The following is a 25299-nucleotide window of genomic DNA, read 5'->3' on the forward strand; positions in this document are numbered from 1 at the left end:
TGACAATGCGTGGCCGCCGGCCGAGTTGGCCGCCAACATTGTCACGCCAGCGTGGCCGTCGAACCCGACAGCCACTCCAGCGTGACAAACGGGCGGCAACGGCCGGCGGCAAGGGGGCCGCAACCGCCCCCGGGCGTCAAGGCGTCAAGGCGTCAAGGCGTCAAGACTTGGTGGCGGTGACGAAGTAGCCGCGCGGTACCCCGGGGACGTCCAGTGGCACTGCCGGGGCGAACCACCGGTTCCACTTGTTTCCAGGCTCAGCGATGTCGGTGACCACCGCCGACCAGCCCAGTGGTTCACACAATTGCTCCGGGGAGTCGGTCCCGAACAGCCACGGCGCGCCGTTGCGGGCCATCTGCTCGCGAACCGCTGCGAGCATGACGTTGTCCAGCAACGTCTTGCCGACGATGTCGTAGAGCAGCACCGAACCCGGCGCCGAGAGTGAATCGACCCGCTGGAAGACGGTGTGGACGGCCTCCTCGTCGAGATACTGCAGCAGCCCCTCCATCAACCACACGGTCGGCAGATCAGGGTCGAAACCGTTGGACCGCAGGGCATCGGTCCAGTCCGTGGTGAGGTCGACGCCGATGGCCACCCGCCGGCAGTTCGGTTCACTGCCGGCCAGTAGATCGGCCTTGGCCGCGATCACGGCGGGCTGGTCGAGCTCGAAGAGTGTGGTGCCATCGGGCCAGCGCAGCCGGTAGGCCCGCGCGTCCAGACCCGCGGCGAGGATCGCCACCTGCTTCACCGGTGGCACGGCATTCAACAGCGCCTCGTCCCAGAACCGGGTGCGCACCACGATCTGCAATGTCGATTTGTCGCCGGTCGCGGCCACCGACTCGGCGAGCATCCGCCGCCCTGATTCCCCGGCCAACCGCTCGGCGAACGGATCGTCGAAAAGCCGGTCTGGGCGGCGGGTTTCCTCGGCGCGGATGGCCGCCACCAGGGTGCCGGTATCGGCGACGGCCTGACCTGGGGTGGGTCCAGAGTTAGTCATACAGCGATCATGCGCGGGCAGCTGCCGTGGAGGCTTGGATATTTTTGTCCTGGATCGATTGCGCGAGGAGCCGTACCGCGTCCGCCGAACTCGAACCTTCCGCGGTCGTGACGACACACAGCGATTGGTCGACATCCCGGGTAATCGCCAGGTTCTGCATGGTGACGGTGAGCGATCCGGCCAGCGGATGACGCATGTCATAGGAGTCGGCTTCGCACGGCTTGACCCGGTGATCGGCCCACAGCGCGACGAATTCCGGGCTCTTGACCGACAATTCACCGATCAGGGCGGACAGCAGCGCATCGTCGGGATATCGTCCCGCGGCCAGGCGCAGGCTGCCGACCACCGTGCGCACCTTGCGGCCCCAGTCCGCGTAGAGGTCGCGGGTGTGCGGATCGAGGAACAGCAGCCGGGCCAGGTTGGGCCGGGTCGCGGGGTGGTCCACCGAGGTGAAATCCAGATGGCCTGCCAGCAGGGCATGGCCCAGCTCGTTCCAGGCGAGCACGTCGGTGCGCCGACCGATCACCAGCACCGGCAGGTGGTCCATGGAGCGCAACAGATCGCGGGTAAAGGTGCTGACGCGTTCGACGGGAGGTCGGCGGGGCGGCTGTACGCGCTGGGACGCCAACTCCCGCAGATGTGCCTGCTCGTGAACATCGAGCTGCAGAGCCCGGGCCAGCGCGTCGAGGATCGCCTCCGAGGCATTCACCGACTGCCCCTGCTCCAACCGGGTGTAATAGGAAACGCTGACTCCGGCCAGCTGGGCGACCTCTTCGCGCCGAAGACCGGCCACGCGTCGTCTTTCGCCGTATCGGGCCAGGCCCACGTCCTCCGGATGCAGCCGCCCGCGCCGGGCCCGCAGGAACTCGCCGAGTTGTCCGGTGCTCATCAGCCCACTATGCCTCCGGTTCGAGGGGTTGTGCCTATCCCTGCCAGTGGTAGGCACGGCTGGGACTGGTTGGCCGATCACCGCCTCGCCAGGCTGGGGACATGAACGAGATTGTGTTGGGCGACGTCACGGTGACCCGGGTCATGGAGTACTACGGCTCGGTGCGGCTGTCGCCGCAGGAGTTCTTCCCGGAGAGCACCGACGACATGTGGCAGCGCAACGAGGATTGGTTGGTTCCGGATTTCTACGATCCCGGCCGCGATGACTGCGTATCGGCCATCCAGACCTGGGTACTGCGCAGTGCGGGCCGCACCATCCTGGTCGACACCGGCGTGGGCAACCACAAGGAGCGGCCGCATGCCCCGGTGTGGCATCACCTGGACACTGATTTTCTGGGCAATCTGGCCCGGGCCGGGGTCGCACCGGAAGACGTCGACGTCGTGATCAACACCCACCTGCACATCGACCACGTCGGCTGGAACACCTACCTCGACGACGGCAACTGGGTCCCGACGTTCCCCAACGCCACCTACCTGATGCCGCGGGCCGACTTCGATTTCTGGAACCCGGCCAATCGTGACGACCCCGTCGCGGGACGGGACAACGTCTTCCTCGACAGCGTGGCGCCGGTCCACGAGGCCGGTCAGGCCACATTGTGGGAGAACAGCTTTCAGATCGACGACAACATCACGCTGGAGCCTGCCCCCGGGCACACCCCAGGCTCGGCGGTGGTCCGGCTGCAGTCCGGCGGTGACCGTGCGGTGTTCGTCGGCGACATGATGCACACCGCGCTGCAGATCGTTCATCCTGATGTCAACAGCTGCTACTGCGAGGACCTGGAACAGGCGCGGGCATCGCGCCGACGGGTACTCGGCCACGCCGCCGATACCAACACACTCGTGATACCGGCGCATTTCGGCGGTTACGGCGCGGCCGAGGTGATGCGGGACGGGGACCGGTTCGCGGTAAAGGAATGGGCAGCGTTCGAGCGGGCGACGGCATGAGCGACCCGACCGTCGACACTGCCACCGGGGTGGTGCGGGGAATCCGCACCGCCCACGGCTCGGCCTTCCTCGGCATCCCCTACGCCGCACCGCCCGGCATCACCGGCCGCTTCGCGGCTCCGGCAGCACACGAGCCGTGGCGCGGCGTGCGCGATGCGACCCGCCTCGCGCCGACGGCACCCCAGCCACGCCGAAACGGCTTCGGGCGCTTGGATATGACACCGTTCTTCGGACCGGGTTGGGTGCGCGGCTCCGACTACCTCACCGTCAATGTGTGGGCCCCGCCGGACGCCCAGCGCCGTCCGGTGATGGTGTTCGTCCACGGCGGCGGTTTCGTGGCAGGCTCCACCCGCTCACCGCTCTACGACGGCATCGCCTTCGCCCGCGACGGCGTGGTACTGGTGACGGTCACCTACCGGCTGGGCATCACCGGATTTCTCGACCTGCCCGGCGCGTCGCCCAACCGCGGCCTGCTCGACGTGCTGGCTGCGCTGGAGTGGGTGCAGGCCAACATCGAGGCCTTCGGTGGTGATCCGGGCAACGTCACCCTGTTCGGCCAGTCCGCCGGTGCGACGATCACCGCCGGAGCCCTGGCCTCGCCCGGCGTGGACAGGCTCATCCGTCGCGCAATCATGCAGAGCGGCAACGGCTTCGGGTCGTTCCATCCGGATCAGGCCGAACAGGTCAGCCGGGCGGCAGCCAAGGTTCTCGAAGTCGAGGCCACGGTCACCGGACTTGACGCCCTCTCTGATGAACAGCTGGTCGGCGCGATCCCCGAGCTGGCCGGGCTGGATCTGCACACCGAAGGACGTTTCGACCCACTGCTGGGGTTGAGTCCGTTCAGTCTGGTGCTCACCGATCAGCCTGCACGGCAGCTCAATCCGGAGGTGGACCTGCTGATCGGGACCAACACCGAGGAGGGCAACCTGTACCTGGTTCCGCAAGGGAACTTCGACTCCTCGACCCTCGATGACGTCGAGCGGCTCGCCACGCAGGTCGACGCCGACCCGGCCGCCGTGGTCCAGCGGTACCGCTCCCGCTTCCCCCGGGCGGGTTGGGGCCAGCTGCGGTCGGCGATCCTGGGCGACGCGTTGTTCCGCACCGGTAGTGAAGGCACGGCTCAGGCCCATGAGCAGCTGTCGGGCCCCGCGACCCACCGCTACGAATTCAGTTGGCGCTCAGCAGCAGTGGACGGAAAGCTGGGCGCGGCTCACGCGGTCGAACTACCGTTCGTCTTCGAACGAACCGGTCTGGAGTCGGTACGCGGACCCGGTGCCCTGCTGGGGCCAGGCGAGCCTCCTCGCGCATTGGCCGCCGAGATGCACGGTGCCTGGGTCCGGTACGCCACCACGGGAGATCCGGGCTGGGCGCCGGGGGAGATGCGCCGATTCACCGGTGTGGGTTGATCCCGATGTGACTGGGCAACAGGGTGCGGCGCCGGGTGTACTCCGTCGGTGTCATCGCGGTGAACGATCGGAACTCGCGGACGAAATGCGCCTGGTCGAAGTAGCCCAGATCGGCCGCGATTCGGGCACCGTTGGTGTCGCCGGCGTCCAAGAGCCTCATTGCCGCCTGGAACCGACGCAACCGCAGATACGTCTTGGGCGTCAGGCCGACCTCGGCGCGGAAGGACGCGATCAGCCGTCGGGCCGACAACCCGGTCATCGCCGACGCCTCAGCCACCCGCAGCGAGGGTTGACTTTCGGCCGCGAGCAAGACCGCGCCGACTGTGGGATCGCGGGAGCTCATGCGCGCCAGCAGAAATGACTCCACCAGTGCCACTCGCGACCGCGCCGAGGGTGCTTCGATCAGTCGGGCGCGCAGGATCGATGCGTCGCGACCCCAGATCGCGTCCAGGTCCACACAGCGGTCCTCCAGGTCGTCCTGTGGCGCCGGCAGGAACGCCGACGCGCCACCGGGACGGAAATGGATGGTCAGCACGGTTTGCGACGGATCGATCTGGGTGACGTAGGAGGCCACACCGGCGCCGGCGATGAAAGCGGTCCCGACGTCGAGGCGGGTGGTGGCATCGGCGGCGAAGAAATCGACCCGCTCGTGGGGACCGAGATCGATGATCACGGTGGCGGCGCCGCGGGGGAGGGCACGGCTGCGATGGGTCGTGGACTGCGCGTTGTGCCAGTATCCGAAGAACTGAACGTGGGGGGCCAGCGGTGGGCTCGGACGTAGCAATACCGGGCCGGCCATCTCAACCGCCCGGCTGCTGCATTCCGGCCAGTGCGTCGAGCATCGAACGCAACTGGTCGATGAGCTGTTCGGGGGAGTGCGTGATCTCGCCGGACAACCACGCGCTGATGGTCTGGGTGACCCCGCCCACGGCGAAATGAGAGGTGGCCCGCAGGTAGTCGTTCGCGCGCAGCTGCAGGGCATCGCCGGCATGCTGACCGAGCAGGGTGGCGAAGAGCGCGGTGGACTCGGCGCGCTTACGTGCCAGTACCTCGTTGGACAGCTTGACGCTGAACAGCAGCCGGCCGATCCGCGGGTCTTTGGCGATCAGATGCACGATGTTGGTCATCCCGGCGGTGGTCTGATCGGCCAGCGGAACGGCCGCTACAGCCGCCTGCGTCGAGGTCGCGATATCGGCGATCACCCAGTCATAGACCGCGGCGACGAAGTCGTTCTTGTCGGTGAAGCTCTCGTAGAAATACCGCGCGGCCAAACCCGCTGTGCGGCACACCGCCCGCACGGTGACCTCGGCGTCTTCGGCGCCCAGCAGATCCAGCCCGGCCTCCAGCAGCTGGCTGCGACGCTGCGCCAGGCGGTCGGCCGCTTCGACGCCGCGGTACGGGCGGACCTGCTTCACCCTCACATCTTGACACCTGTCACTCCGGCGGGCCAGTATCAGGAAACGCAGGTTCTCAGTTTCTAGAAGGGGTGGCCATGACGGTCAGCGAACCGATCCCGCACGTCGAGCGGCCGATGAACGAGTCGCCGCGGCCCGGCGCCGCGCCCAACCGCCGGCGCGGCGCCAGCTTCGACGACGGGCTGATGGGCGTGGCGCTGCTGGCCGGCCCGGCCAACGTGATCATGCAGCTGGCCAACCCCGGCGTCGGCTACGGCGTCGTCGAGAGCCGCGTCGAGAGCGGCCGCACCGATCTCCACCCGATCAAGCGGGCGAGGACCACCTTCACCTACCTGGCCGTGGCCACCCGCGGTAGCGACGCGCAGAAGGCGGCATACCGGCGCGCGGTCAACAAGGCGCACGCGCAGGTGTACTCCACCGAGGACAGTCCGGTGAAATACAACGCGTTCGACAAGAACCTCCAGCTCTGGGTCGCCGCCTGCCTCTACAAGGGTGGCGTCGACGTGTTCCGCATGTTCATCGGTGAGCTGGACGATGAGACCGCCGACCGGCACTACCGCGACAGCGTCACCATGGGCACCACACTGCAGGTGCCCGAGTCGATGTGGCCGGCCGACCGGGCTGCGTTCGACCGGTACTGGGAGGAATCCCTGGAAAAGCTGCACATCGACGACACCGTGCGCGGCTATCTCTATCCGATCGCGGCGGGCCGGCCCAAGAAACCGGTGCTGCCCCGCTTCGTGCAGCGTCGGCTCGATGCAGTGGCCCTGCTGATTACCACAGGATTCCTGCCGCAGCGGTTCCGTGAGGAGATGCGTTTGCCGTGGGATGCCAAGAGTCAGAAGCGGTTCGACCAGCTGATCAAAGTGCTCCGCACGATCAACGACCTGCTGCCCTCGGTCCTGCGGCAGTTCCCGTTCAATGTGCTGCTCAAAGACCTCGACTGGCGGATCCGCACCGGCCGTCCATTGGTGTAGCTGTCAGGCTCGCGGCGTACCCTCGCGCGGGTGCGTACAGACAATGACAACTGGGATATCACCACGAGCGTAGGTTCGACAGCGTTATTCGTCGCTGCCTCAAGAGCATTGGAGGCACGGAAGCCCGATCCGCTTGCCGTGGACAAGTATGCCGAGGTGTTCTGTCGCGCGGTCGGCGGTGAATGGACGACTGCGGTCGAGGGCACCGATCCCGAGCATCCGCTGCAGACCGAATTCGGCGAGAGCTTCGTCAACTTCCAGGGCGCGCGCACCAAGTTCTTCGACGAGTACTTCACCCGGGCCATCGACGCCGGGGTCAAGCAGGTCGTGCTGCTGGCGGCCGGCCTGGACTCGCGGGCCTACCGGCTGCCGTGGGCCGACGGCACCGTGGTCTACGAGTTGGACCAGCCGCGGGTGCTCGAGTTCAAACGCGAGACGGTAAACCGGCTCGGCGAGGCGCCGACGGCCGAGCGGCGCGAGGTGGCGATCGATCTGCGCGACGACTGGCCGCGCGCGCTGCAGGAGAGCGGCTTCGACCCGTCGCGGCCGTCGGCCTGGATCGCCGAGGGACTGTTGATCTATCTGCCTGCCACAGCACAGGAACGGTTGTTTGCTGGGATTGATGCGCTCGCCGCCCCGGGTAGCTTCGTCGGCATCGAGGAAGCGATCCCGATGCCGGACGAGGCATTCCAGGCCAAGCGCGCCGAAGCGGTGTCCTCCGGAGAAGAGAACGCGTTCTTCACTCTCGTGTACAACCAGCAGCACGCGCCCGCGCAGCGGTGGTTCGGCGAGCGTGGCTGGGAAGCCGCTGAGACTCCGCTGCATGACTATCTGACCGGCGCCGGCCGGCCTGTGCCTGCTCCAGACTCCGATGCAGGCCTGATGACGGGAACTATCACCTTGGTCGCCGCGACCAAAAGGTGAGGCAGTTCACGAGCTAGCCCGAGTACGTGCCTCTCGACAGTTAAGTTATGCAATGCTAACTTCAGCAAAAGTTAGCTTAGCCATACATAAGGGAGAGATTCGGGGGCTTAGTCGCTCCCGTGCACGCATATGGGTAGTGACACGCTTGCGGCTCCGCCTCAGGGAGCGCCCCGGCTCGATCGCGATGTGATCAGCCGCTTCGCCACATGTTGTCGTGCGTTGGGCTTGACGGTGAACGACCGGCAGCGGCCGGCCGACCTCACCTCAGCCCGGTCCGGCTTTGCTGGATTGGCACACATCGCGCACGACCACTGTGACGCCTGGACGGGTCTGGCCGCCGCGGGCGACGTGTCCGGTGCGGTGATCGACGCGGTGTGGCGCACCCGGGCCAGCGCCGGTCTGCTCCAGCGCGAGATCGACCTGGCTGCCGGTGACCTCGGTTTCACCTACGACAGTGGGCTGTATCTACAGTTCCGCGCCAGTGAGGTGGACGACTTCCAGCTGGCCTACGCGGCGCGCCGCGCTGCCCAGGGTGAGCTCGCCGAGGCGGACGCGCTCGTGGGCGATCTCCTTGGCCGCCGGCCGGGTTGGCTGAACGCCACCTGGCTGCGGGTGGCGATCAACCACCGGGCCCAGCGCTGGAACGATGTGGTGCGGCTGCTCACCCCGGTGGTCACCAACCCGTCGCTCGACGAGGTCACTGCGCACGCCGCTCGCGTCACCCTGGGTATCGCGCTGGCCCGGCTCGGCATGCTGGCGCCCGCGCTGTCGTACCTGGAGGATCCGTCCGGTCCGATCACGGTGGCCGCGCTCGACGGCGCGCTCGCCAAGGCGCTCACCCTGCGTGCGCAGGGTGAGGACGAAGACGCGAGCGAGGTGCTGCAGGACCTCTTCGCCGCCCACCCGGAGAACAAGCAGGTTGAAGAGGCCCTGTCGGATCCGACCTTCGGGCTGCTCCTCACCAATGCCGCACGCATCGACGCGCGCACCGATCCGTGGGACCCGGAGACGGAGCCCTCGGAGTCCGACTTCGTCGACCCGGGCGCCAAGGAACGCAAGGCCCACCTGCTCGTCGAAGCCGAAGCCGAGCTCGCCGAGTTCATCGGCCTGGAAGAAGTGAAGTTCCAGGTGGCGCGGCTCAAGAGCTCGGTCGCCATGTCGATCCGGCGCCAGGAGCGCGGGCTGGCCGTGGCGCAGCGCACCAACCACCTCGTGTTCGCCGGTCCGCCCGGAACGGGTAAGACGACCATCGCCCGCGTCGTCGCCAAGATCTATTGCGGCCTCGGACTTCTCAAGAAGGAGACGGTCCGCGAGGTGCACCGTGCCGACCTGATCGGTCAGCACATCGGTGAGACGGAGGCCAAGACCAACGCCATCATCGACAGCGCCCTGGACGGCGTGCTGTTCCTCGACGAGGCCTACGCACTGGTGTCCACCGGCGCCAAGAACGACTTCGGTCTGGTCGCCATCGACACCCTGCTGGCCCGTATGGAGAACGACCGCGACCGCTTGGTCGTGATCGTCGCGGGTTACCGCAAGGACCTCGACATGTTCCTGGACACCAACGAAGGTCTGCGGTCGCGCTTCACCCGGAGCATCGATTTCCCGTCGTACTCCTCGTCCGAACTCGTCGAGATCGCCGAGCGGATGGCCGAGAAGCGGGACAGCACGTTCGAGAAGGCCGCTCACGACGACATGGAGAAACTGTTCGGTTACCTGGCCGAGGCCACCACGCCCGACACCCAAGGCGTGCCGCGGCGCAGCCTCGACATCGCCGGTAACGGCCGCTTCGTCCGCAACCTGGTCGAGCGTTCCGAGGAGGAGCGCGAGTACCGCCTCGATCATTCCGACCACGACGACTTCACCGACGAGGAGATGATGACGATCACCGCCGGTGACGTGAACAATTCGGCCGGCCCGCTGCTGCGCGGCCTGGGGCTGACGGTGCCCGCATGACCGCGCCCGATCCGGACCGGCGCTCCTTCGCGTCCCGCACGCCGAACAACGAAAACCCCGACCAGGTGACCTACCGGCGCGGGTTCGTCACCAAGAACCAGGTCACCGGCTGGCGATTCGTCATGCGCCGCATCGCCTCCGGCGTCGCGCTGCACGACACCCGCATGCTGGTCGACCCGCTCCGTACGCAGAGCCGTGCGGTGCTGACCGGTGCATTGATCATGATCACCGGTTTGGTCGGCTGTTTCCTGTTCTCGTTGTTCCGGCCGGGTGGTACTGCCGGAAACGATGCCGTTCTCGCCGACCGGTCAACGGCCGCGCTGTACGTGCGGGTGGGGGAGCAGCTGCACCCCGTGCTCAACCTGACCTCGGCGCGGTTGATCACCGGCAAGGCGGACAACCCGAGCACGGTCAAGACCAGTGAGATCGACAAGTTCGCGCGCGGCAACCTGCTGGGTATCGCCGGTGCGCCGGAGCGGATGGTACAGAGCGTCAGCACCGGCGCGGATTGGACTGTGTGCGATGCGGTTTCGGGCGCCAACGCGGGTGTGACCATCATTGCCGGCACCCTCGCGTCGGGCGGTGAGCGTGCCCTGACGCTGACGTCCGATCAGGCCGTCCTGGTGCACAACAGCGAGGGTCCGACCCCGGGCGACTGGCTGCTGTGGGACGGCAAGCGCAGCCCGGTCGATCTGGCCAACCGCGCCGTCACCGACGCCCTCGGTCTCGGCGGACAGATCCCCACGCCGCGGCCCATCGCTGCCGGCCTGTTCAACGCGATCCCCGAAGCCCCGGCACTGGCGGTTCCGCACATCGCCGACGCGGGTGCGCCGACGAGCTACGAGCTGTCGACCCCGGTGCCCGTCGGTGGCGTGGTGGCGGCGTACGACGCCGACAACACAGCCCGGTACTACGCGGTGCTGAATGACGGTCTGCAGCCGGTCTCGCCGGTCCTGGCCTCGATCCTGCGCAACACCAACTCCTATGGCCTCGACCAGGCACCGCGGATCGGGCCCGACGAGGTATCGCGGATGCCTGTCTCGCACGCCATCGACACCGCCGGCTACCCGGACGCTCCGGTCAACCTGGTCGCGCCGTCGACCGCCCCGGTGACCTGTGCCCAGTGGATCAAGCCGACGGGTGCCACCGAGAGCAAGCTGTCGGTCCTCTCCGGTGCGGCATTGCCGGTGCCGGACGGCCTGCACACCGTCGACCTGGTCGGCGCGGGCAGCAACGGCGCCGCCAACCGGGTCGCACTGACCCCGGGCAGCGGCTACTTCGTCCAGACCGTCGGGGCCGAGCCCGGCTCGCCGACCGCAGGCTCGTTGTTCTGGGTCAGCGACACCGGCGTCCGCTACGGCATCGATACCGCCGGCAACGACAAAGTTGTCGAGGCGCTTGGCCTCACCGCGCCTGCCCTGCCCATTCCGTGGTCGATCCTGACGCAGTTCGCGGCCGGCCCGACCCTGTCCCGTGGCGACGCCCTGACCGCACACGATGCGCTGTCGCCCAACGCAAACGCTGCACGCCTGGAGGCGACGACCCGATGAGCCGGCTGATCTTCGAGCACCAGCGGAGGCTGGCCCCGCCGACCACCCGTAAGGGCACCATCACGATCGAGCCGCCGCCCCAGTTGGAGCGGATGGTCCCGCCGTCGCTGCTGCGCCGGGTGCTGCCTTACCTGATCGTCATCCTGATCGTCGGCATGATCGTGGCGCTGTTCGCCACCGGGATGCGGATGATCTCGCCGACGATGCTGTTCTTCCCGTTCGTGCTGCTGCTGGCCGCCACCGCGCTCTACCGCGGCGGCAACAAGATGCGCACCGAGGAGGTCGACGCCGAACGCGCCGACTACCTGCGCTACCTGTCGGTGGTGCGCGACAATGTCCGGGCCCATGCCGCCGAGCAGCGCAAGGCGTTGGAGTGGTCACACCCGGAGCCTGAGGCGCTGGCCTCCGTCCCGGGCACCCGCAGGCAGTGGGAACGCGATCCACGTGACCGTGACTTCCTGGTGCTGCGCGCCGGGCTGCACGACGTGCCGCTGGACGCCGCGCTCAAGGTCAAGGACACCGCCGACGAGATCGACCTGGAGCCGGTGTCGCACAGCACCCTTCGCGGTCTGCTCGACGTGCAGCGCACCGTGCGTGATGCCCCGACCGGCATCGACGTCACCAAGCTCGCCCGGATCACCGTGATCGGTGAGGCCGATGAGGTCCGGGATGCGTTGCGGGCCTGGATCGCCCAGGCCGTCACCTGGCACGACCCGACCATGCTCGGGGTGGCGCTGGCCTCTCCTGACGTCGACTCCGACGCCTGGTCGTGGCTGAAATGGCTTCCACACGTGGATATTCCGTCACAGGCCGACGGTGTGGGCCCGGCCCGCTACCTGACCACCGGCGTCACCGAGCTGCGCGAGCAGCTCGATTCGGCTCTGGTCGGCCGGCCCGCGTTCCCCGCCGAGGCGGACCAGGTGCTCAAGCATCTGCTGGTGGTCCTCGACGATCCCGAGGCCGATCCCGACGACATCGCGCGGAAGCCGGGTCTGACCGGGGTGACCGTGATCCATCGCAGTGACAAGCTGCCCAACCGCGAGCAGTACCCGGATCCCGAGCGGCCCATCCTGCGGGTCACCGAAGGTCGGATCGAGCGCTGGCAGAGCAGCGGCTGGCAGCCCTACGTCGGGCAGGCGGACTCGATGTCGGCCGCCGAGGCCGCCCACATCGCGCGGCGGCTGTCGCGTTGGGACTCCAACCCCGGCTATGTGCGTTCCACCGCCACCGGAGGTGCCACCTTCGGCACGCTGCTCGACATCCCAGATGCCTCGGCCCTGGACGTCGCGAGTCTGTGGGCCCCGCGTAACCGCGACGACGAGCTGCGGGTGCCGATCGGCGTCACCGCCACCGGCGAGCCGCTGTACTTCGACCTCAAGGACGAGGCCGAGGGCGGCATGGGCCCGCACGGCCTGATGATCGGTATGACGGGCTCGGGCAAGTCCCAGACCCTGATGTCGATCCTGTTGTCGCTGCTGACCACTCACTCCGCTGATCGGCTCATCGTGATCTACGCCGACTTCAAGGGTGAGGCCGGAGCCGACATCTTCCGCAACTTCCCGCAGGTCGTCGCGGTCATCTCGAACATGGCAGAGAAGCGGTCGCTGGCCGACCGGTTCGCCGACACCCTGCGCGGTGAGGTGGCCCGCCGTGAGCAGCTGCTCAAGGAAGCCGGTCGCCGGGTGCAGGGCAGCGCCTTCAACTCGGTCACCGAGTACGAGGCAGCGATCGCGGCCGGGCATGACCTGCCGCCGATGCCGACGCTGTTCGTGGTCGCCGACGAGTTCACGCTGATGCTCGCCGAGCACCCCGAGTACGCCGACCTGTTCGATTACGTTGCGCGCAAGGGCCGCTCGTTCCGGATCCACATCCTGTTCGCGTCGCAGACCCTGGACGTGGGCCGCATCAAGGACATCGACAAGAACACGTCGTACCGGATCGGCCTGAAGGTGGCCAGCCCGAGCATCTCCCGCCAGATCATCGGGGTCGAGGACGCGTATCACATCGAATCGGGTCGCGAGCACAAGGGCGAGGGCTTCCTGGTACCCGCCCCGGGTGCGGTGCCGATCAAGTTCCGCAGCACCTACGTCGACGGCATCTACGACCCGCCGCGGGCCGAGAAGTCGATCGTGGTCCGGGCGCTGCCGCAACCTCAGCTGTTCACTGCCTCGCGGGTGGAGCCCGAACCCGATACCGTGATCGTCACGAACGAGCCCGAGATCGACGTCCTGCCGCCGCGCAAGCTGATCGCCACCATCGGTGACCAGCTGGCCACCTACGGACCGCAGGCGCCGAAGCTGTGGCTACCGCCGCTGGACGGCGCGATCGCCCTCGACGACGTGCTTGCCAGCACCGACATCGAACCCGGTCAACTGCGTTGGCCGCTGGGCGAGATCGACAAGCCGTTCGAGATGCGCCGCGACGCCTTGGTGTTCGACGCCAACTCGTCGGCAGCCAACGTGCTGATCCACGGTGGTCCGCGCTCGGGCAAGTCGACCGCGCTGCAGACCTTTGTGCTGTCGGCCGCGGCGCTGCACTCGCCGAGCGAGGTCAGCTTCTACTGCCTCGACTACGGCGGCGGACAGCTCGCCGGCCTGGAGGACCTGGCCCACGTCGGCAGCGTGGCCACCCCGCTGGAGCCCGAGCGCATCCGTCGTACCTTCGGCGAGCTCGAACAGCTGCTGCAGGCCCGCCAGCGGCAGGGTGCCGTGAGCCGGGTGGGCAGCTACGCAGACGGGTATGGCGAGGTATTCCTGGTCATCGACAACCTGTACGCGTTCAGCCGCGACAACACCGACACCTTCAACACGCGTAACCCGTTGCTGGCCAAGGTGACCGAGCTGGCCAACACCGGCCTGTCCTACGGCATCCACGTCGTCATCACCACGCCGAACTGGCTGGAGGTGCCGCTGGCGATGCGTGACGGCCTGGGCCTGCGGCTGGAGCTCAAGCTGCACGACAGCCACGACAGCATCGTGCGGGTGGTGGGTGCGCTGCGCCGGCCGGCCGAGTCGGTGCCTGCCGATCAGCCGGGCCGCGGCCTGACCATGGCCGCCGAACACTTCCTGTTCGCCGAGCCACAGTTGAGCGACATCGCCGTCATCAACTCCCGCTACCCGGGCCAGAGCGCACCGCCGGTGCGGCTGCTGCCCACCGCGCTGGCCCCCGCCGCGCTGGCACCGCTGTACCCGGCCCCCGAGCAGGTGGTCATCGGGCAGCGCGAAGAGGATCTGGCGCCGGTGGTGCTCGACTTCAAGCACAACCCGCTGCTGGCAGTGTTCGGCGATACCAAGTCGGGCAAGACCACGCTGTTGCGTCACATCATCCGGACCATCCGGGAGAACTCCCGGCCGGACGAGGTGGCCTTCACCGTGATCGACCGACGGTTGCATCTGGTCGAGGAGCCGTTGTTCCCGGACAACGAGTACACGGCCAACATCGACCGCGTGCTGCCCGCGATGCTGGGGCTGTCGTCGCTGATCGAGAAGCGTCGTCCGCCGGCCGGTTTGAGCGCGCAGGAACTCAGCGCCTGGAACCAGCGGTCCGGACAGGATGGCCACACGCACTACCTGATCATCGACGACGTGGACCAGATCCCCGACGGCCCCGCGGCCAGCGGTCCGTTCGCCGGGCAGCGTCCGTGGACCAACATCGTCGGACTGTTGGCCGAGGCCACTGATCTGGGGCTGCGGGTCATCGTGACGGCCAGGGCCACCGGATCGGCCCACGCCGTGATGACGGCACCGCTGCTGCGTCGCCTCAACGATCTGCAGGCGACCACACTGATGCTGTCGGGCAATCCGGCAGACAGCGGCAAGCTCCGCGGGCACCGGTTCGCCCGGTTCCCGGCGGGACGCGGCATGTTGCTCGGGGACGGTGACGCGCCCGAGTTCGTCCAGCTCGTCAACCCACTCATCGAAGACACGGCACTCTCCGTGAACAACGGGCGAAAGGAATTCTGATGACATTGCGGGTAGTTCCAGAAGGATTGACCGCCGCCAGCGCGGCCGTGGAGGCGCTCACCGCGCGCCTGGCCGCCGCGCACGCGGCAGCCGCCCCCCTGGTCTCGGCGGTGATCCCGCCTGCGGCCGATGCGGTTTCGCTGCAGACCGCGACCGGCTTCAGCGCCCACGGTGCCCAGCACTCGACGATGGCCGCGCAGGGTGTCGAGGAGCTCGGACGCTCCGGCGTCGGCGTCGGCGAGTCCGGTGCCAGCTACATGACCGGTGACGCGATGGCGGCTTCGTCCTACATGACTGCGCGCGGCATCTGAGATGACTGCCCCCATTTGGATGGCCCTGCCACCCGAGGTGCACTCGACGCTGCTCTCCAGCGGTCCAGGCGCCGGGTCGTTGCTGGCCGCCGCGGGGGCCTGGCAGTCGCTGAGCACCGAATATGCCTCGGCGGCAGCCGAACTCACCAGCGTTCTGGGCTCGGTGCAGGCCGGGTCCTGGGAAGGGCCGAGCTCGGAGCAGTACATCGCCGCGCATGGGCCCTACCTGACCTGGCTGGCGCAGCAGAGCGCGAACAGCGCTGCGGTGGCCGTGCAGCACGAGACTGCGGCCGCGGCGTACACCACGGCGGTGGCGGCCATGCCGACCATGCCCGAGCTGGCGCTCAACCATGTTGTGCACGGCGTGCTGTTGGCCACGAACTTCTTCGGCATCAACATGATTCCGATCGCGGTCAACGAGGCCGACTACGTCCGGATGTGGATCCAGGCGGCCACCACCATGGCCACCTACCAGGCTGTCTCGGGGGCCGCCGTGATGGCGGCACCGACCAGCACGCCGTCGCCGATGCTGCTCAAGCCGGGCGCCGGGGAGGCCGGCACCGCGTCGGCCAACGCACAGCAGATGATGGCGCAGGGCACGGCCACGGATTCCGGTACGGCGCTGACCAATGCCGACGCGACGGCAGACAGTGAGTACCCGAATCTGCCGCAATGGCTGATCGATTACCTCGGTAACGACTCGATGATCGGCGGCAAGGAGCTGCTGAGGTTCCTCAACGATCCACTGGGGACGCTGCAGAGCATGCTCACGGACCTGATGACCAATCCGGCGGGCTTCCTGACCACCTGGGGGCCGTTCCTGTTCGGTGTCATCTACCAGATGATCTTCCAGCCGGTGGGTTGGGGAACCTGGATCGGTGTGGCGCTCTCGCCGTTCCTGGTACCGCTGCTCGGCATCGGCCTTGCTGCACTGGGTTTCCTCGACCTGCTTCCCACCGATGATGTACCGGCCGACGCTCCCGCCGACGCCGATGTTCCGGCGGGACCGGCGCGCGTCGATCAGGGACTGCCTATGGCCGGCCTGTCGCCGGCGGGCTTCGGCGGTGGAGTCGGCGCGGGCGCTGCGCCCGCCGCTGCGCCTGCCCCCGCAGGTGTTCCTGCACCGGCACCCGTCGCGGCGGCGGCCTTTGCGCCGTATGCGGTGCTCGGCAGTGACCCTGACGAGGGCTTCAGCCCGACCGTGGGCGGCAAGTCCAGTGCCTCGGCACCGGCTTCCGGCATTCCCGCCGCGGCGTCCGGTGTGGCCGCGTCGCTGGCGGCACGGCGCAAGCGGCGTCGCAAGCGTGGTGCGGCATTGGAAGACCACGCCTACGCGGACGCCTACATGGACTACGAGCAACCAGAACCGGACCCGGCGCCGACGCCGGAACCGCGGGTGCGGGCGTCCGAAAGCGGTGCCGGCGCCATGGGATTCACCGGCACCGAAACCAAATCCGACACCACCGCGGCCGGGCTGACCACGCTGGCCGGCGAGAGCTACGACGACGAAAGTCCCGTCTCGCCGATGCTGCCCGGTTCCTGGGAACCCGGCGATTCGCAAGGGGGTACCCGCAGCTGACCAGATCATCTTCATCACGTTCGATGCACCGCCAAATGTCTACGACCCGAAAGGAAAATCCATGAGCATGTTGGACGCTCACATCCCCCAGCTGATCGCCTCCGAGGCGGCGTTCAGTGCCAAGGCCGCCCTGATGCGCAGCACCATCGCGCAGGCCGAGCAGGCTGCCATGTCGTCGCAGGCCTTCCACATGGGTGAGGCCTCGGCTGCCTTCCAAGCCGCCCACGCCCGGTTCGTCGAGGTGTCGGCCAAGGTCAACGCCCTGCTCGACTACGCGCAGCTCAACCTCGGCGACGCCGCGGGCACCTACGTGGCGCAGGATGCGGCCGCGGCCAGCACCTACACCTCCATCTGACCGAGCTAGATCCACAGCGATACAGGAGTTTTCATGTCTCAGATCATGTACAACTACCCGGCAATGCTGGCTCACGCCGGAGAGATGAACACCTACTCGGCTGCCCTGCACGCCGTAGGTGCCGACATCGCCAGCGAGCAGGCCGCACTGAGCAGCGCCTGGCAGGGTGACACCGGTATGACCTACCAGGCCTGGCAGGCCCAGTGGAACCAGGCGATGGAAGAGCTGACCCGGGCCTACCGTGCCATGGCGTCCACTCACGAGATGAACACCATGTCGATGAGCGCACGCGATGCTGCCGAAGGCGCCAAGTGGGGCTGATTGTGACCAGTGGGAGCTAACGCCGTCGAGCTGACCACCGATCAGGCCTGGTACCTCGCCGAGGTACTCGGTGCCGGGGCGTATCCGTGGGTGCTGGCCATCACGCCGCCCTACAGCGAACCGGTACAGCGGGCCGGCTTTGTCGCCGAACAGGCCGCTGAACTGACCAGGATGGGCGTGCTCGACGCCGGCGGCGGAGTCAATCCGCGGGTGGCGCAATGGGTTCGGCTGGCCTGCCGGGCGACCCAATGGCTGGACCTGCGGTTTGTATCCGGTCCAGGCGATCTGCTGCGTGGCATCGTGGCGAGGCGGGACGGTCGGACTGTTGTCGTGTTGCGCAACGCGCAGTTGGTGACGTTCACCGAGATGGACATCGCCCACCCGCACGCCCTGGGCCCGGTGCTCACGGCCGGGCTGTCGAACCGCAAGCCGGCGCGGTTCGAAGAGTTCGCGCTGCCGGCCGCGGCCGGCGCCCGCGCCGACGAGCAGATCCGCAACGGCACCCCGCTGACCGAGGTGCTGGGATTCCTCGGAGTCCCGGCCTCGGCCCGCTCGATCGTGGAGGCGGTGTTCGACGGACGGCGGACATACGTCGAGATCGTGGCTGGAGAGCACCGTGACGGCCACCGGGTAACCACCCAGGTGGGAGTCAGCATCATCGACACCCCCGGGGGCCGGATTCTGGTCTCTCCGTCGAAAGCCTTCGACGGAGAGTGGATCTCGACCTTCACGGCAGGCAGTGCCGACGCGATCGCCATGGCGGTCGAACGGCTCACCGCCTCCCTGCCGAGCGGTTCCTGGTTCCCCGACCAACCGCTCATCCGCGACTTCGACAGAGAAGCCGAAAACGACGAGTTATCCAACGCCGCTGTATCTAACAACCCTGTATCCCACCGAGATCCACGCTCCATGAGAAGAACCCAGAAAGCATAGGAATGTCCGACAACACTGTGATGCCGATCGTCCGGGTGGCCGTGCTGGCCGCTGGAGACGACGGTGGCCGGCTGACCGAGATGGCCCTGCCGTCCGAGCTGCCGCTGCGCGAGATTCTGCCCGCGGTCCAGCGCATCGTGCTGCCCCCCAACGCCGGCGGCGACGACGGGGCGAGCGCCCCGGACCCGGTGCGGCTCAGCCTGGCCCCGGTGGGGGGTGCGCCGTACAGCTTGGACGCCACCCTCGACACGGTCGGCGTGGTGGACGGGGATCTGCTTGCGCTGCAGGCCGTCCCCGCCGGCCCGGCCGCCCCGCGCATCGTCGAGGACATCGCCGACGCCGCTGTGATCTTCTCGGCTGCCCGCCGACGCCCGTGGGGCGCCGCGCACATTGCGCGTGCTGCAGCGCTGGCCGTGATCGGGCTGATCCTGGTGGGCACCGGCCTGGCCGTCGCCCATCGCGTGCTGACCGGCGAACTGCTCGGGCTGTTCGTGGTCGGTGGCATCGCCATCGCCACCGTGCTCGCCTCGCTGTCGACCCGGAGCCGCTCGGGAGCTCTGGCCACCGCGTTGGCTGTCACCGGGCTGGTTCCCGTCGGCGCAGCGTTCGCACTCGGTGTGCCAGGCGGTTTCGGTGCACCCAGCATCCTGCTGGCCGCGGCCGGAGTGGCGGCATGGTCGTTGATCAGCATGGCCAGCTCGCCCGATGACCGTGGTATCGCCGTGTTCACCGCGACCACGGTGGCCGGAACCGGCGTGTTGTTGGTGGCCGGTGCCGCCTCGCTGTGGGAGATCAACTCGACCGTGATCGGGTGCGCCCTGATCCTGATCGCCCTGGTGGTCACGGTCCAGGCCGCCCAACTGTCCGCGATGTGGGCCCGCTTCCCGCTGCCGGTCATCCCGGCGCCGGGTGATCCTTCCCCGTCGGCACAACCGCTTTCGGTGTTGGCCGACCTGCCGCGGCGGGTCCGCGTGAGCCAGTCGCACCAGACCGGCGTGATCGCCGCGGGCGTGCTGCTCGGTGTCGCCGGATCGGTGGCGCTGGTCGGTTCGTCGACCGCGTCGCCGTGGGCCTGGTACGTCGTCGCCGCCGCCGCGCTCGGCGCTGTGCTGCGGGCTCGTGTCTGGGACTCCGCCTCCTGCAAGTCCTGGCTGCTGGGCCATCCCTACCTGCTGTCCGTCGTCCTGCTGGTGGCCTTCGTGATCGACGGCCGGTACCAGGCCGCCTGGTTGGCGCTGGCCGTGCTCGCCGCGCTCGTCGTGGTGTGGGTTTTCGCCGCACTGAATCCGCGGGCGGCGTCGCCGGACACCTACTCGCTGCCGATGCGGCGCCTGGTGGGCTTCCTGGCAACCGGGCTCGATGCATCGCTGATTCCTGTGATGGCCTTCCTCATCGGGCTGTTCAGCCTCGTCCTCGACAGGTGATGAATCGGTGATCCACAAGAGTCTGGGTGTTCTGGCCACAGCCGGTCTGGTGTTGTTGGTCGGCGCCCCGTCGGCGGGTGCGGTCAGCCCGCCCGAGGTCGACCCGCAGGTCGCCCCACCGGCCGGCAGCGCAGGTCCGGTGGAGGCGATGGCGCAGCGTTCGGCGTGCGTCGCCACCGAGGCGAAGCCGGGTACCGACCCCGGTGCGGTCAACCCAAACCAGCTGGCGCTCAACCTGTCCGGTGCCTGGAAGCAGAGCCGGGGGCAGGGTCAGACCGTTGCGGTCATCGACACCGGAGTGCAGCCAGGGCCTCGGTTGCCCCACGTCGAAGGCGGTGGAGACTTCATCGAATCCACCGACGGCCTGACCGACTGTGACGGCCATGGCACCGCGGTCGCCGGTCTGATCGCAGGCCAACCCGGGTCCGACGGATTCTCCGGGGTGGCACCGGAAGCCCGGTTGATCTCGATCCGGCAGAACTCACCGCGCTTCGCGCCGCGTACGCCCAGTGCCGACGCCGCCGAGGCTCGCGCTGTTGCCGATGTGGCCAGCCTGGCCAGGGCCGTCGTGCGTGCCGCCGACATGGGTGCGCGCGTCATCAACATCTCGGTGGTGACGTGCCTGCCCGCCGACAAACAGGTGGACCAGACCGAACTCGGTGCGGCACTGCGTTATGCAGCGGTGGAGAAGGACGCGGTCATCATCGCGGCCGCGGGCAACACCGAGGGCGGGGTCACGACGGGGACCGCGTGCGCGTCCAATCCGCTGTCCGGAACTCCGAGTGACCCCCGCAACTGGGGCGGCGTCTCCTCGGTGTCGATCCCGTCGTGGTGGCAGCCTTACGTGTTGTCGGTCGGTGCGCTCAACGCCACCGGGCAGCCGTCCGGATTCACCATGGCCGGTCCCTGGGTGGGGATCTCGGCGCCGGGCGAGAACATCTCCTCGGTGAGCAACGGACCCGGCGGGGGGTTGGCCAACGCGCTGCCCACCGATCAGGGCAAGCTGATTCCGCTCAGCGGCACCAGTTACGCCTCGGCCTATGTGTCCGGCGTTGCGGCCCTGGTGCGCAGCAAGTTTCCCGATCTGAACGCCCGCCAGGTGGTCCACCGGTTGACCACGACGGCGCAGGGTGCCGCCCGCTCACCGTCGAACGTCATCGGCGCCGGCGGTGTCGATCCGGTGGCCGCACTCACCTGGGATGTCGCGGACATGCCGCTGGACGGACCGGCGGCTCCCGCAGGCAAACCCATTGCCGCACCACAAGAACCAGCCCCGCGTGACAACACCGGCCGAATCGTTGCTTTCGCCGGCACCGGAGCACTTGCGCTGGCGGCGCTGGCCGTTGCCTTCGCCGCATACCGACGGAAGGACCCCACCACATGACCGCCCGACTCGCGCTGGCGTCGCTGTTCATCGTCGCAGCCGTCCTGGCCCGGCCATGGCAGACCAACACCGAACGGTGGGTGCTCGGAGTTTCCGTTGCGGCTGTCGTGCTGTTGCTGGCGTGGTGGGGCGGGTTGTTCCTGACCACGCGGGTCGCCCGGCACATCGCCGTGTGGCGTCGCAACCTCGCCAAGGACCAGCCGGTCGACCAGCCGGGCGCGGAGACCGTTGTCCTGCGGGTCGATCCCGCGGACCCGGCCCAGTTGCCGGTGGTGGTCAGCTACCTCGACCGCTACGGCATTCGCTGCGACAAGGTCCGGGTCACCCACCGCGACGCCGGTGGCAACCGGCGCAGCTGGATCAGCCTGACGGTTGCCGCAGCGGACAATCTCGCTGCGTTGCGCGCCCGTTCGTCGCAGATCCCGTTGCGGGACACCACTGAAATCGTGGGGCGCCGGCTCGCCGACCACCTGCGTGAGCAGGGCTGGACCGTCACGCTCGTCGACGGGGTGGACTCCCCGCTGCCCGACCCGGGCAAGGAAACCTGGCGCGGGGTGAAGGACGACTCGGGATTCGTGGCGGCCTACCTGGTCGGCGTCAGCGACAAGCTGGACGCTGTACTCGCCGGGATCGGCGCCCTGCCAGCCCAGGAAACGTGGACGGCACTGGAATTCACCGGATCTCCCACCCAGCCGCAGCTGACGGTAGGTGCGGCGATCCGCACGGCGGACCGGCCCGCACGCAAGGCTCCGCTGGCCGGTCTGAAGCCGGCGGGTGGCCGGCACCGTCCGGCACTGGCAGCGTTGAACCCGTTGTCCTCGGACCGTCTGGACGGCGCCCCTGCCGAACTGCCGCAGGCACTGCTGCAGCGGTCAGTCGAACATGAAATCCCGCAGGAAGCGGGTCATCCGGCGTAGGTAGTCCGGCTGGCTCACATGTAGCAGGTGGTTGCCGGGGAACCAGTGGAACGCGCAGCGATCCCAGTGTTCCCACAGCATCTCGGCCTGCTGCGGTGGAGCCAGCCGGTCGCCCAGGCCGGCGATGATCATCCGTCGGTCCTTGGGCACCAGCGGACGATAATTCAGCGGCGAGGCATACCGGGCCGCCGCTTCGATCAAAGCGGGATCGGTTCGGGCCACCCGGCGTTGCAGGGCCACCAGCTTGTTGGCCGGGAACCACTCGTCGACCGTGCGATCCGGCGTCACCACAGGAACATTCGGCACCACGGCCTGAATCCGGTCGTCCACACTGGCCAGGAGCGCCGAGGTGAACCCACCCAGTGAGATGCCGGTCAGGGCGATCCGGTCGACACCGGTGGATTCCAGATAGTCGATCACCGAACGGAAGTCGTGCACAGCCTGGGCCATGGCCTCGGAGAAGCCGGCGTACCCGTGGGCGAAGTATCCGTAGCCGCTGAACGGTGAGAACCGTTCGGCGCGCTGACCGTGAAACGGCAAGGTGTACAACAACACGTCGTACCCGGAGCGGTAGAACCACGGCAACGACAGGAACAGCCCGTTGGCCAGATACGGCGATCCCATGAAACCGTGGATCACGCACAACGTCGGGTGCGGTCCGTCGTCATGGCGCCAATGTTGGGCCCGCACAACGTTGTTGCGCGTGAATCCGCTGCACATATCCCGCAGCGCCGGGTTGACTGCGGTGAAGCTGCTCTGGAACCGGATGTTCTCGACCCGGCCGTGGGCGATCATCTCGGCGACCGGACTGGCCCGGCGGGTGGACACCCGGGGTGGCCGGGTGGGCGCCGGGAACGACACCGCGGGATCCCGTGCGGCGGCCAGATCCGCGTAGAACCGCATGTGGTCGTGCTCGGCCCGCGACGCGGACGGGTGCAACATCGACGCCAACGTCGTCGGCACCATCGACGTGGCCACGATCGAGGCGACCCCGGTCCGCAACGCGATGTCGGCGATCGCGGAGGTGTCGACGATTGCCCGCTGCTTGAGCGTCAGGTCGGAGCGGCGTGGCAGGCCGCGCGCACCGGCTTCACCGCCGGGAACGTCGGGAACAGGGATCGGGGGTTCGACCGGATCTGCGCTGGACGGCTCCACGCTTCCCGATGCTAGCCAACTGCTCAGCTCAGCCCGAACAACTTCGCGGCGTTGTCGTGTAGGACATTGCGGCGCCATGCGTCGTCGACGCCCGGCAGGTCGATCAGGTGGTGGATGGCCTCGGCGTAGCCGTAGGGGATGTTCGGGAAGTCGCTGCCGAACAGGATGTGCTCACCCAGCGCTTTCAGCCGGTTTGTCTCCGAGGTGGGAAACGGCATCGTCTCCTCGACGAACGGTGTGAACGCCATCGTGGTGTCCAGCCTCACCTGATCGAACTGCTCGGCGAGATCCAGGAAGGCGGAGTACTCGGGCATCCCCATGTGCGCGACGATCAGCACCAGCCGCGGATAGCGGCCCAACAGCTTGGCGATGGGTTCCGGGCCGGTGAACTGACCCGGCACCGGTCCGGAACCGCAGTGGATGACCACCGGGACGCCGGCGTCCTCGATCAGCCCCCAGACCTCGTCGAGCAGGGGATCGTTCGGGTCGTAGTTGCCCACCTGGATGTGCGCCTTGAACACCTGAGTGCCTGCGGTGATGGCCTCCGCGACGTACTTGGGGGCCTCGGGTTCCGGGAAGAACGTGGCGGTGTGCAGGCAGTCCGGGGTGTCCTCGGCGAAGCCGACCGCCCACTGGTTGAGCCAGGCGGCCATCTCCGGCTTGTGCGCGTAGATCAATGAGGAGAACCTCCGGACGCCGAATTCTCGCAGCGTGGCGACCCGCTCGGACTCGTCGGCGCGGTAGGTGATGGGCCATTCCCGGCCGATCATCGGGCCCTGACTGTCGAAGTACTGCCACACCTTGTCCATGACGTTCTTGGGCATGAAGTGCGTGTGCACGTCGACGATGCCGGGCAGCCCCAACTCCGTCCAGATCTTCCGCACCTTCTCCGATTCATCCATCGCGTCCGACGATATCGACCTTGGTTCCGGGCATGATCGGGGCATGTGGAATCCGGACACCTACCTCGCCTTCGCCGACCATCGGGGCCGGCCGTTCTACGACCTGCTCACACGGGTCGCGGCGGAGGCGCCACGCCGGGTGGTCGACCTGGGTTGCGGGCCGGGCAACCTCACCGAGACGCTCGCGCAACGCTGGCCCGGAGCGACGCTGGAGGCCTGGGACAGCTCCCCGGAAATGGTCGCGGCAGCACAGGCCCGCGGGCTCGAAGCACACGTCGGGGCGATCGAGGAGTGGACACCGCAACCCGACACCGATGTGGTGATCACCAACGCAGCGCTGCAGTGGGTACCCACCCATCGCGAACTCGTGGTGCGCTGGGCCGGGCAGTTGGCGCCGGGATCCTGGATCGCCTTCCAGGTGCCGGGCAATTTCGATGCCCCGTCCCATCATGCGGTGCGGGAACTGGCTCGTCGTGAACCGTTCATCGAGCCCTTGCGCGACATGCCGTGGCGCGATGTCGGCCAGGTGGACACGCCCGTCGAATACGCCGGCCTGCTGACCGATGCGGGGTGTGTGGTGGACGCCTGGGAGACCACTTACGTGCACCAATTGACCGGCGAGACACCGGTTCTGGACTGGATCACCGGGACCGCGCTGACACAGGTCAAGGGTCGGCTGAGCGAAGAGATGTGGGAGCAATACCGCCAGACCATCATTCCGATGCTGGCCGAGGCCTACCCTCGGCGCGCTGACGGCACGACGTTCTTCCCGTTCCGTCGCGTGTTCGTGGTGGCGCGGGTGCGGTAGATCCGCCGCCGCCCGTGGAGCCGCCGCCCGCCGATCCTGCGCCCGCCCATCCTGCGCCATTGTCACGCTGGAGTGGCACTCGAAGTGGGGTCCCACTCCAGCGTGACAAAGCGGACGTGGAGAGCGATGG

Annotated in this window: 22 protein-coding genes; 16 read left to right on the plus strand and 6 right to left on the minus strand. The window is 68.0% G+C overall.

Annotated features, from left to right (window positions below):
- Positions 1 to 160 precede the first annotated feature (160 nt).
- Both A5779_RS25845 and A5779_RS25850 read right to left on the minus strand, forming a co-directional pair.
- Positions 161 to 997 (minus strand): SAM-dependent methyltransferase, encoded by an 837-nt coding sequence (locus tag A5779_RS25845; RefSeq protein WP_064886579.1) that lies wholly within the window; start codon positions 995 to 997, stop codon positions 161 to 163.
- A gap of 7 nt (positions 998 to 1004) precedes the next feature.
- Positions 1005 to 1886 (minus strand): helix-turn-helix transcriptional regulator, encoded by an 882-nt coding sequence (locus A5779_RS25850; protein ID WP_064886580.1) that lies wholly within the window; start codon positions 1884 to 1886, stop codon positions 1005 to 1007.
- A gap of 101 nt (positions 1887 to 1987) precedes the next feature.
- On the opposite strand from A5779_RS25850, the gene A5779_RS25855 reads away from it, so the two are divergent.
- Both A5779_RS25855 and A5779_RS25860 read left to right on the plus strand, forming a co-directional pair.
- The gene (locus A5779_RS25855; RefSeq protein ID WP_064886581.1) at positions 1988 to 2890 is read left to right on the plus strand and encodes an MBL fold metallo-hydrolase; all 903 of its coding nucleotides are present in this window, start codon (positions 1988 to 1990) and stop codon (positions 2888 to 2890) included.
- A complete protein-coding gene (locus A5779_RS25860) occupies positions 2887 to 4296 on the plus strand; it encodes a carboxylesterase/lipase family protein (protein ID WP_064886599.1) in 1410 nt (469 codons plus the stop codon). Before A5779_RS25855 ends, A5779_RS25860 begins: the two co-directional genes overlap by 4 nt.
- Here the strand turns inward: A5779_RS25860 and A5779_RS25865 are convergent.
- Together A5779_RS25865 and A5779_RS25870 are read right to left on the minus strand one after the other, a co-directional pair.
- On the minus strand, positions 4280 to 5095 hold the full coding sequence (locus tag A5779_RS25865; RefSeq protein ID WP_064886582.1) for a helix-turn-helix domain-containing protein: 816 nt from the start codon (positions 5093 to 5095) through the stop codon (positions 4280 to 4282). The genes A5779_RS25860 and A5779_RS25865 overlap by 17 nt on opposite strands.
- A 1-nt stretch (position 5096) precedes the next feature.
- The gene (locus A5779_RS25870) at positions 5097 to 5711 is read right to left on the minus strand and encodes a TetR/AcrR family transcriptional regulator (protein WP_064886583.1); all 615 of its coding nucleotides are present in this window, start codon (positions 5709 to 5711) and stop codon (positions 5097 to 5099) included.
- A gap of 77 nt (positions 5712 to 5788) precedes the next feature.
- Between A5779_RS25870 and A5779_RS25875 the strand changes: the two genes are divergently transcribed.
- From A5779_RS25875 to eccE, 13 genes are all read left to right on the plus strand, one after another.
- The gene (locus A5779_RS25875) at positions 5789 to 6688 is read left to right on the plus strand and encodes an oxygenase MpaB family protein (RefSeq protein WP_064886584.1); all 900 of its coding nucleotides are present in this window, start codon (positions 5789 to 5791) and stop codon (positions 6686 to 6688) included.
- Positions 6689 to 6718: 30 nt separating this feature from the next.
- Positions 6719 to 7612, plus strand: a complete 894-nt coding sequence (locus tag A5779_RS25880; protein ID WP_064886585.1) for a class I SAM-dependent methyltransferase — start codon at positions 6719 to 6721, stop codon at positions 7610 to 7612.
- A gap of 186 nt (positions 7613 to 7798) precedes the next feature.
- Entirely contained in the window at positions 7799 to 9568 is a 1770-nt protein-coding gene (gene eccA, locus A5779_RS25885; protein WP_064886586.1) for a type VII secretion AAA-ATPase EccA, read from the plus strand.
- On the plus strand, positions 9565 to 11118 hold the full coding sequence (gene eccB, locus A5779_RS25890; RefSeq protein ID WP_064886587.1) for a type VII secretion protein EccB: 1554 nt from the start codon (positions 9565 to 9567) through the stop codon (positions 11116 to 11118). The genes eccA and eccB overlap by 4 nt, the downstream gene beginning before the upstream one ends.
- A complete protein-coding gene (gene eccCa / locus A5779_RS25895; protein ID WP_064886588.1) occupies positions 11115 to 15080 on the plus strand; it encodes a type VII secretion protein EccCa in 3966 nt (1321 codons plus the stop codon). Before eccB ends, eccCa begins: the two co-directional genes overlap by 4 nt.
- The gene (locus A5779_RS25900) at positions 15080 to 15391 is read left to right on the plus strand and encodes a PE family protein (RefSeq protein WP_064886589.1); all 312 of its coding nucleotides are present in this window, start codon (positions 15080 to 15082) and stop codon (positions 15389 to 15391) included. Before eccCa ends, A5779_RS25900 begins: the two co-directional genes overlap by 1 nt.
- Before the next feature lies 1 nt (position 15392).
- Positions 15393 to 16970: a PPE family protein gene (locus A5779_RS25905; protein WP_064886590.1), complete on the plus strand. Its 1578-nt coding sequence runs from the start codon at positions 15393 to 15395 to the stop codon at positions 16968 to 16970.
- Between the two features lie 61 nt (positions 16971 to 17031).
- Positions 17032 to 17325, plus strand: coding sequence for a type VII secretion system protein EsxG (gene esxG, locus A5779_RS25910; protein ID WP_064886591.1), 294 nt, complete (start codon positions 17032 to 17034; stop codon positions 17323 to 17325).
- Positions 17326 to 17358: 33 nt separating this feature from the next.
- Complete coding sequence (locus tag A5779_RS25915; RefSeq protein ID WP_003880383.1) at positions 17359 to 17646, plus strand: WXG100 family type VII secretion target; 288 nt, start codon at positions 17359 to 17361, stop codon at positions 17644 to 17646.
- A 9-nt stretch (positions 17647 to 17655) separates the two neighbouring features.
- Positions 17656 to 18579, plus strand: a complete 924-nt coding sequence (locus A5779_RS25920) for an ESX secretion-associated protein EspG (protein ID WP_064886592.1) — start codon at positions 17656 to 17658, stop codon at positions 18577 to 18579.
- Between the two features lie 2 nt (positions 18580 to 18581).
- On the plus strand, positions 18582 to 20003 hold the full coding sequence (gene eccD, locus A5779_RS25925) for a type VII secretion integral membrane protein EccD (RefSeq protein ID WP_064886593.1): 1422 nt from the start codon (positions 18582 to 18584) through the stop codon (positions 20001 to 20003).
- A gap of 7 nt (positions 20004 to 20010) precedes the next feature.
- Entirely contained in the window at positions 20011 to 21387 is a 1377-nt protein-coding gene (gene mycP / locus A5779_RS25930) for a type VII secretion-associated serine protease mycosin (RefSeq protein ID WP_064886594.1), read from the plus strand.
- On the plus strand, positions 21384 to 22304 hold the full coding sequence (eccE, locus tag A5779_RS25935; RefSeq protein ID WP_064886595.1) for a type VII secretion protein EccE: 921 nt from the start codon (positions 21384 to 21386) through the stop codon (positions 22302 to 22304). Before mycP ends, eccE begins: the two co-directional genes overlap by 4 nt.
- Here eccE and A5779_RS25940 read toward each other — a convergent pair.
- Positions 22260 to 23459, minus strand: coding sequence for an alpha/beta hydrolase family protein (locus tag A5779_RS25940; RefSeq protein WP_064886596.1), 1200 nt, complete (start codon positions 23457 to 23459; stop codon positions 22260 to 22262). The genes eccE and A5779_RS25940 overlap by 45 nt on opposite strands.
- Before the next feature lie 23 nt (positions 23460 to 23482).
- Positions 23483 to 24361 (minus strand): amidohydrolase family protein, encoded by an 879-nt coding sequence (locus A5779_RS25945; protein WP_064886597.1) that lies wholly within the window; start codon positions 24359 to 24361, stop codon positions 23483 to 23485.
- 43 nt (positions 24362 to 24404) lie between these two features.
- Here A5779_RS25945 and A5779_RS25950 point away from each other — a divergent pair, with 43 nt between their 5' ends.
- Positions 24405 to 25169: a trans-aconitate 2-methyltransferase gene (locus A5779_RS25950; RefSeq protein ID WP_064886598.1), complete on the plus strand. Its 765-nt coding sequence runs from the start codon at positions 24405 to 24407 to the stop codon at positions 25167 to 25169.
- Positions 25170 to 25299 lie beyond the last annotated feature (130 nt).

Origin of the sequence: Mycolicibacterium peregrinum (genome assembly GCF_001665625.1) — a bacterium.
Classification (GTDB): domain Bacteria; phylum Actinomycetota; class Actinomycetes; order Mycobacteriales; family Mycobacteriaceae; genus Mycobacterium; species Mycobacterium peregrinum_B.

What these genes read in the sequence shown, in the direction of transcription:
- eccCa (WP_064886588.1), top strand. Translation starts at nt 11,115, where the DNA reads ATGAGCCGGCTGATCTTCGAGCACCAGCGGAGGCTGGCCCCGCCGACC.
- A5779_RS25900 (WP_064886589.1), top strand. Translation starts at nt 15,080, where the DNA reads ATGACATTGCGGGTAGTTCCAGAAGGATTGACCGCCGCCAGCGCGGCC.
- A5779_RS25875 (WP_064886584.1), top strand. Translation starts at nt 5,789, where the DNA reads ATGACGGTCAGCGAACCGATCCCGCACGTCGAGCGGCCGATGAACGAG.
- eccE (WP_064886595.1), top strand. Translation starts at nt 21,384, where the DNA reads ATGACCGCCCGACTCGCGCTGGCGTCGCTGTTCATCGTCGCAGCCGTC.
- A5779_RS25915 (WP_003880383.1), top strand. Translation starts at nt 17,359, where the DNA reads ATGTCTCAGATCATGTACAACTACCCGGCAATGCTGGCTCACGCCGGA.
- A5779_RS25845 (WP_064886579.1), bottom strand. Translation starts at nt 997, where the DNA reads ATGACTAACTCTGGACCCACCCCAGGTCAGGCCGTCGCCGATACCGGC.
- A5779_RS25865 (WP_064886582.1), bottom strand. Translation starts at nt 5,095, where the DNA reads ATGGCCGGCCCGGTATTGCTACGTCCGAGCCCACCGCTGGCCCCCCAC.
- A5779_RS25850 (WP_064886580.1), bottom strand. Translation starts at nt 1,886, where the DNA reads ATGAGCACCGGACAACTCGGCGAGTTCCTGCGGGCCCGGCGCGGGCGG.
- A5779_RS25950 (WP_064886598.1), top strand. Translation starts at nt 24,405, where the DNA reads ATGTGGAATCCGGACACCTACCTCGCCTTCGCCGACCATCGGGGCCGG.
- esxG (WP_064886591.1), top strand. Translation starts at nt 17,032, where the DNA reads ATGAGCATGTTGGACGCTCACATCCCCCAGCTGATCGCCTCCGAGGCG.
- A5779_RS25905 (WP_064886590.1), top strand. Translation starts at nt 15,393, where the DNA reads ATGACTGCCCCCATTTGGATGGCCCTGCCACCCGAGGTGCACTCGACG.
- A5779_RS25945 (WP_064886597.1), bottom strand. Translation starts at nt 24,361, where the DNA reads ATGGATGAATCGGAGAAGGTGCGGAAGATCTGGACGGAGTTGGGGCTG.
- A5779_RS25860 (WP_064886599.1), top strand. Translation starts at nt 2,887, where the DNA reads ATGAGCGACCCGACCGTCGACACTGCCACCGGGGTGGTGCGGGGAATC.
- eccD (WP_064886593.1), top strand. Translation starts at nt 18,582, where the DNA reads ATGTCCGACAACACTGTGATGCCGATCGTCCGGGTGGCCGTGCTGGCC.
- eccB (WP_064886587.1), top strand. Translation starts at nt 9,565, where the DNA reads ATGACCGCGCCCGATCCGGACCGGCGCTCCTTCGCGTCCCGCACGCCG.
- A5779_RS25855 (WP_064886581.1), top strand. Translation starts at nt 1,988, where the DNA reads ATGAACGAGATTGTGTTGGGCGACGTCACGGTGACCCGGGTCATGGAG.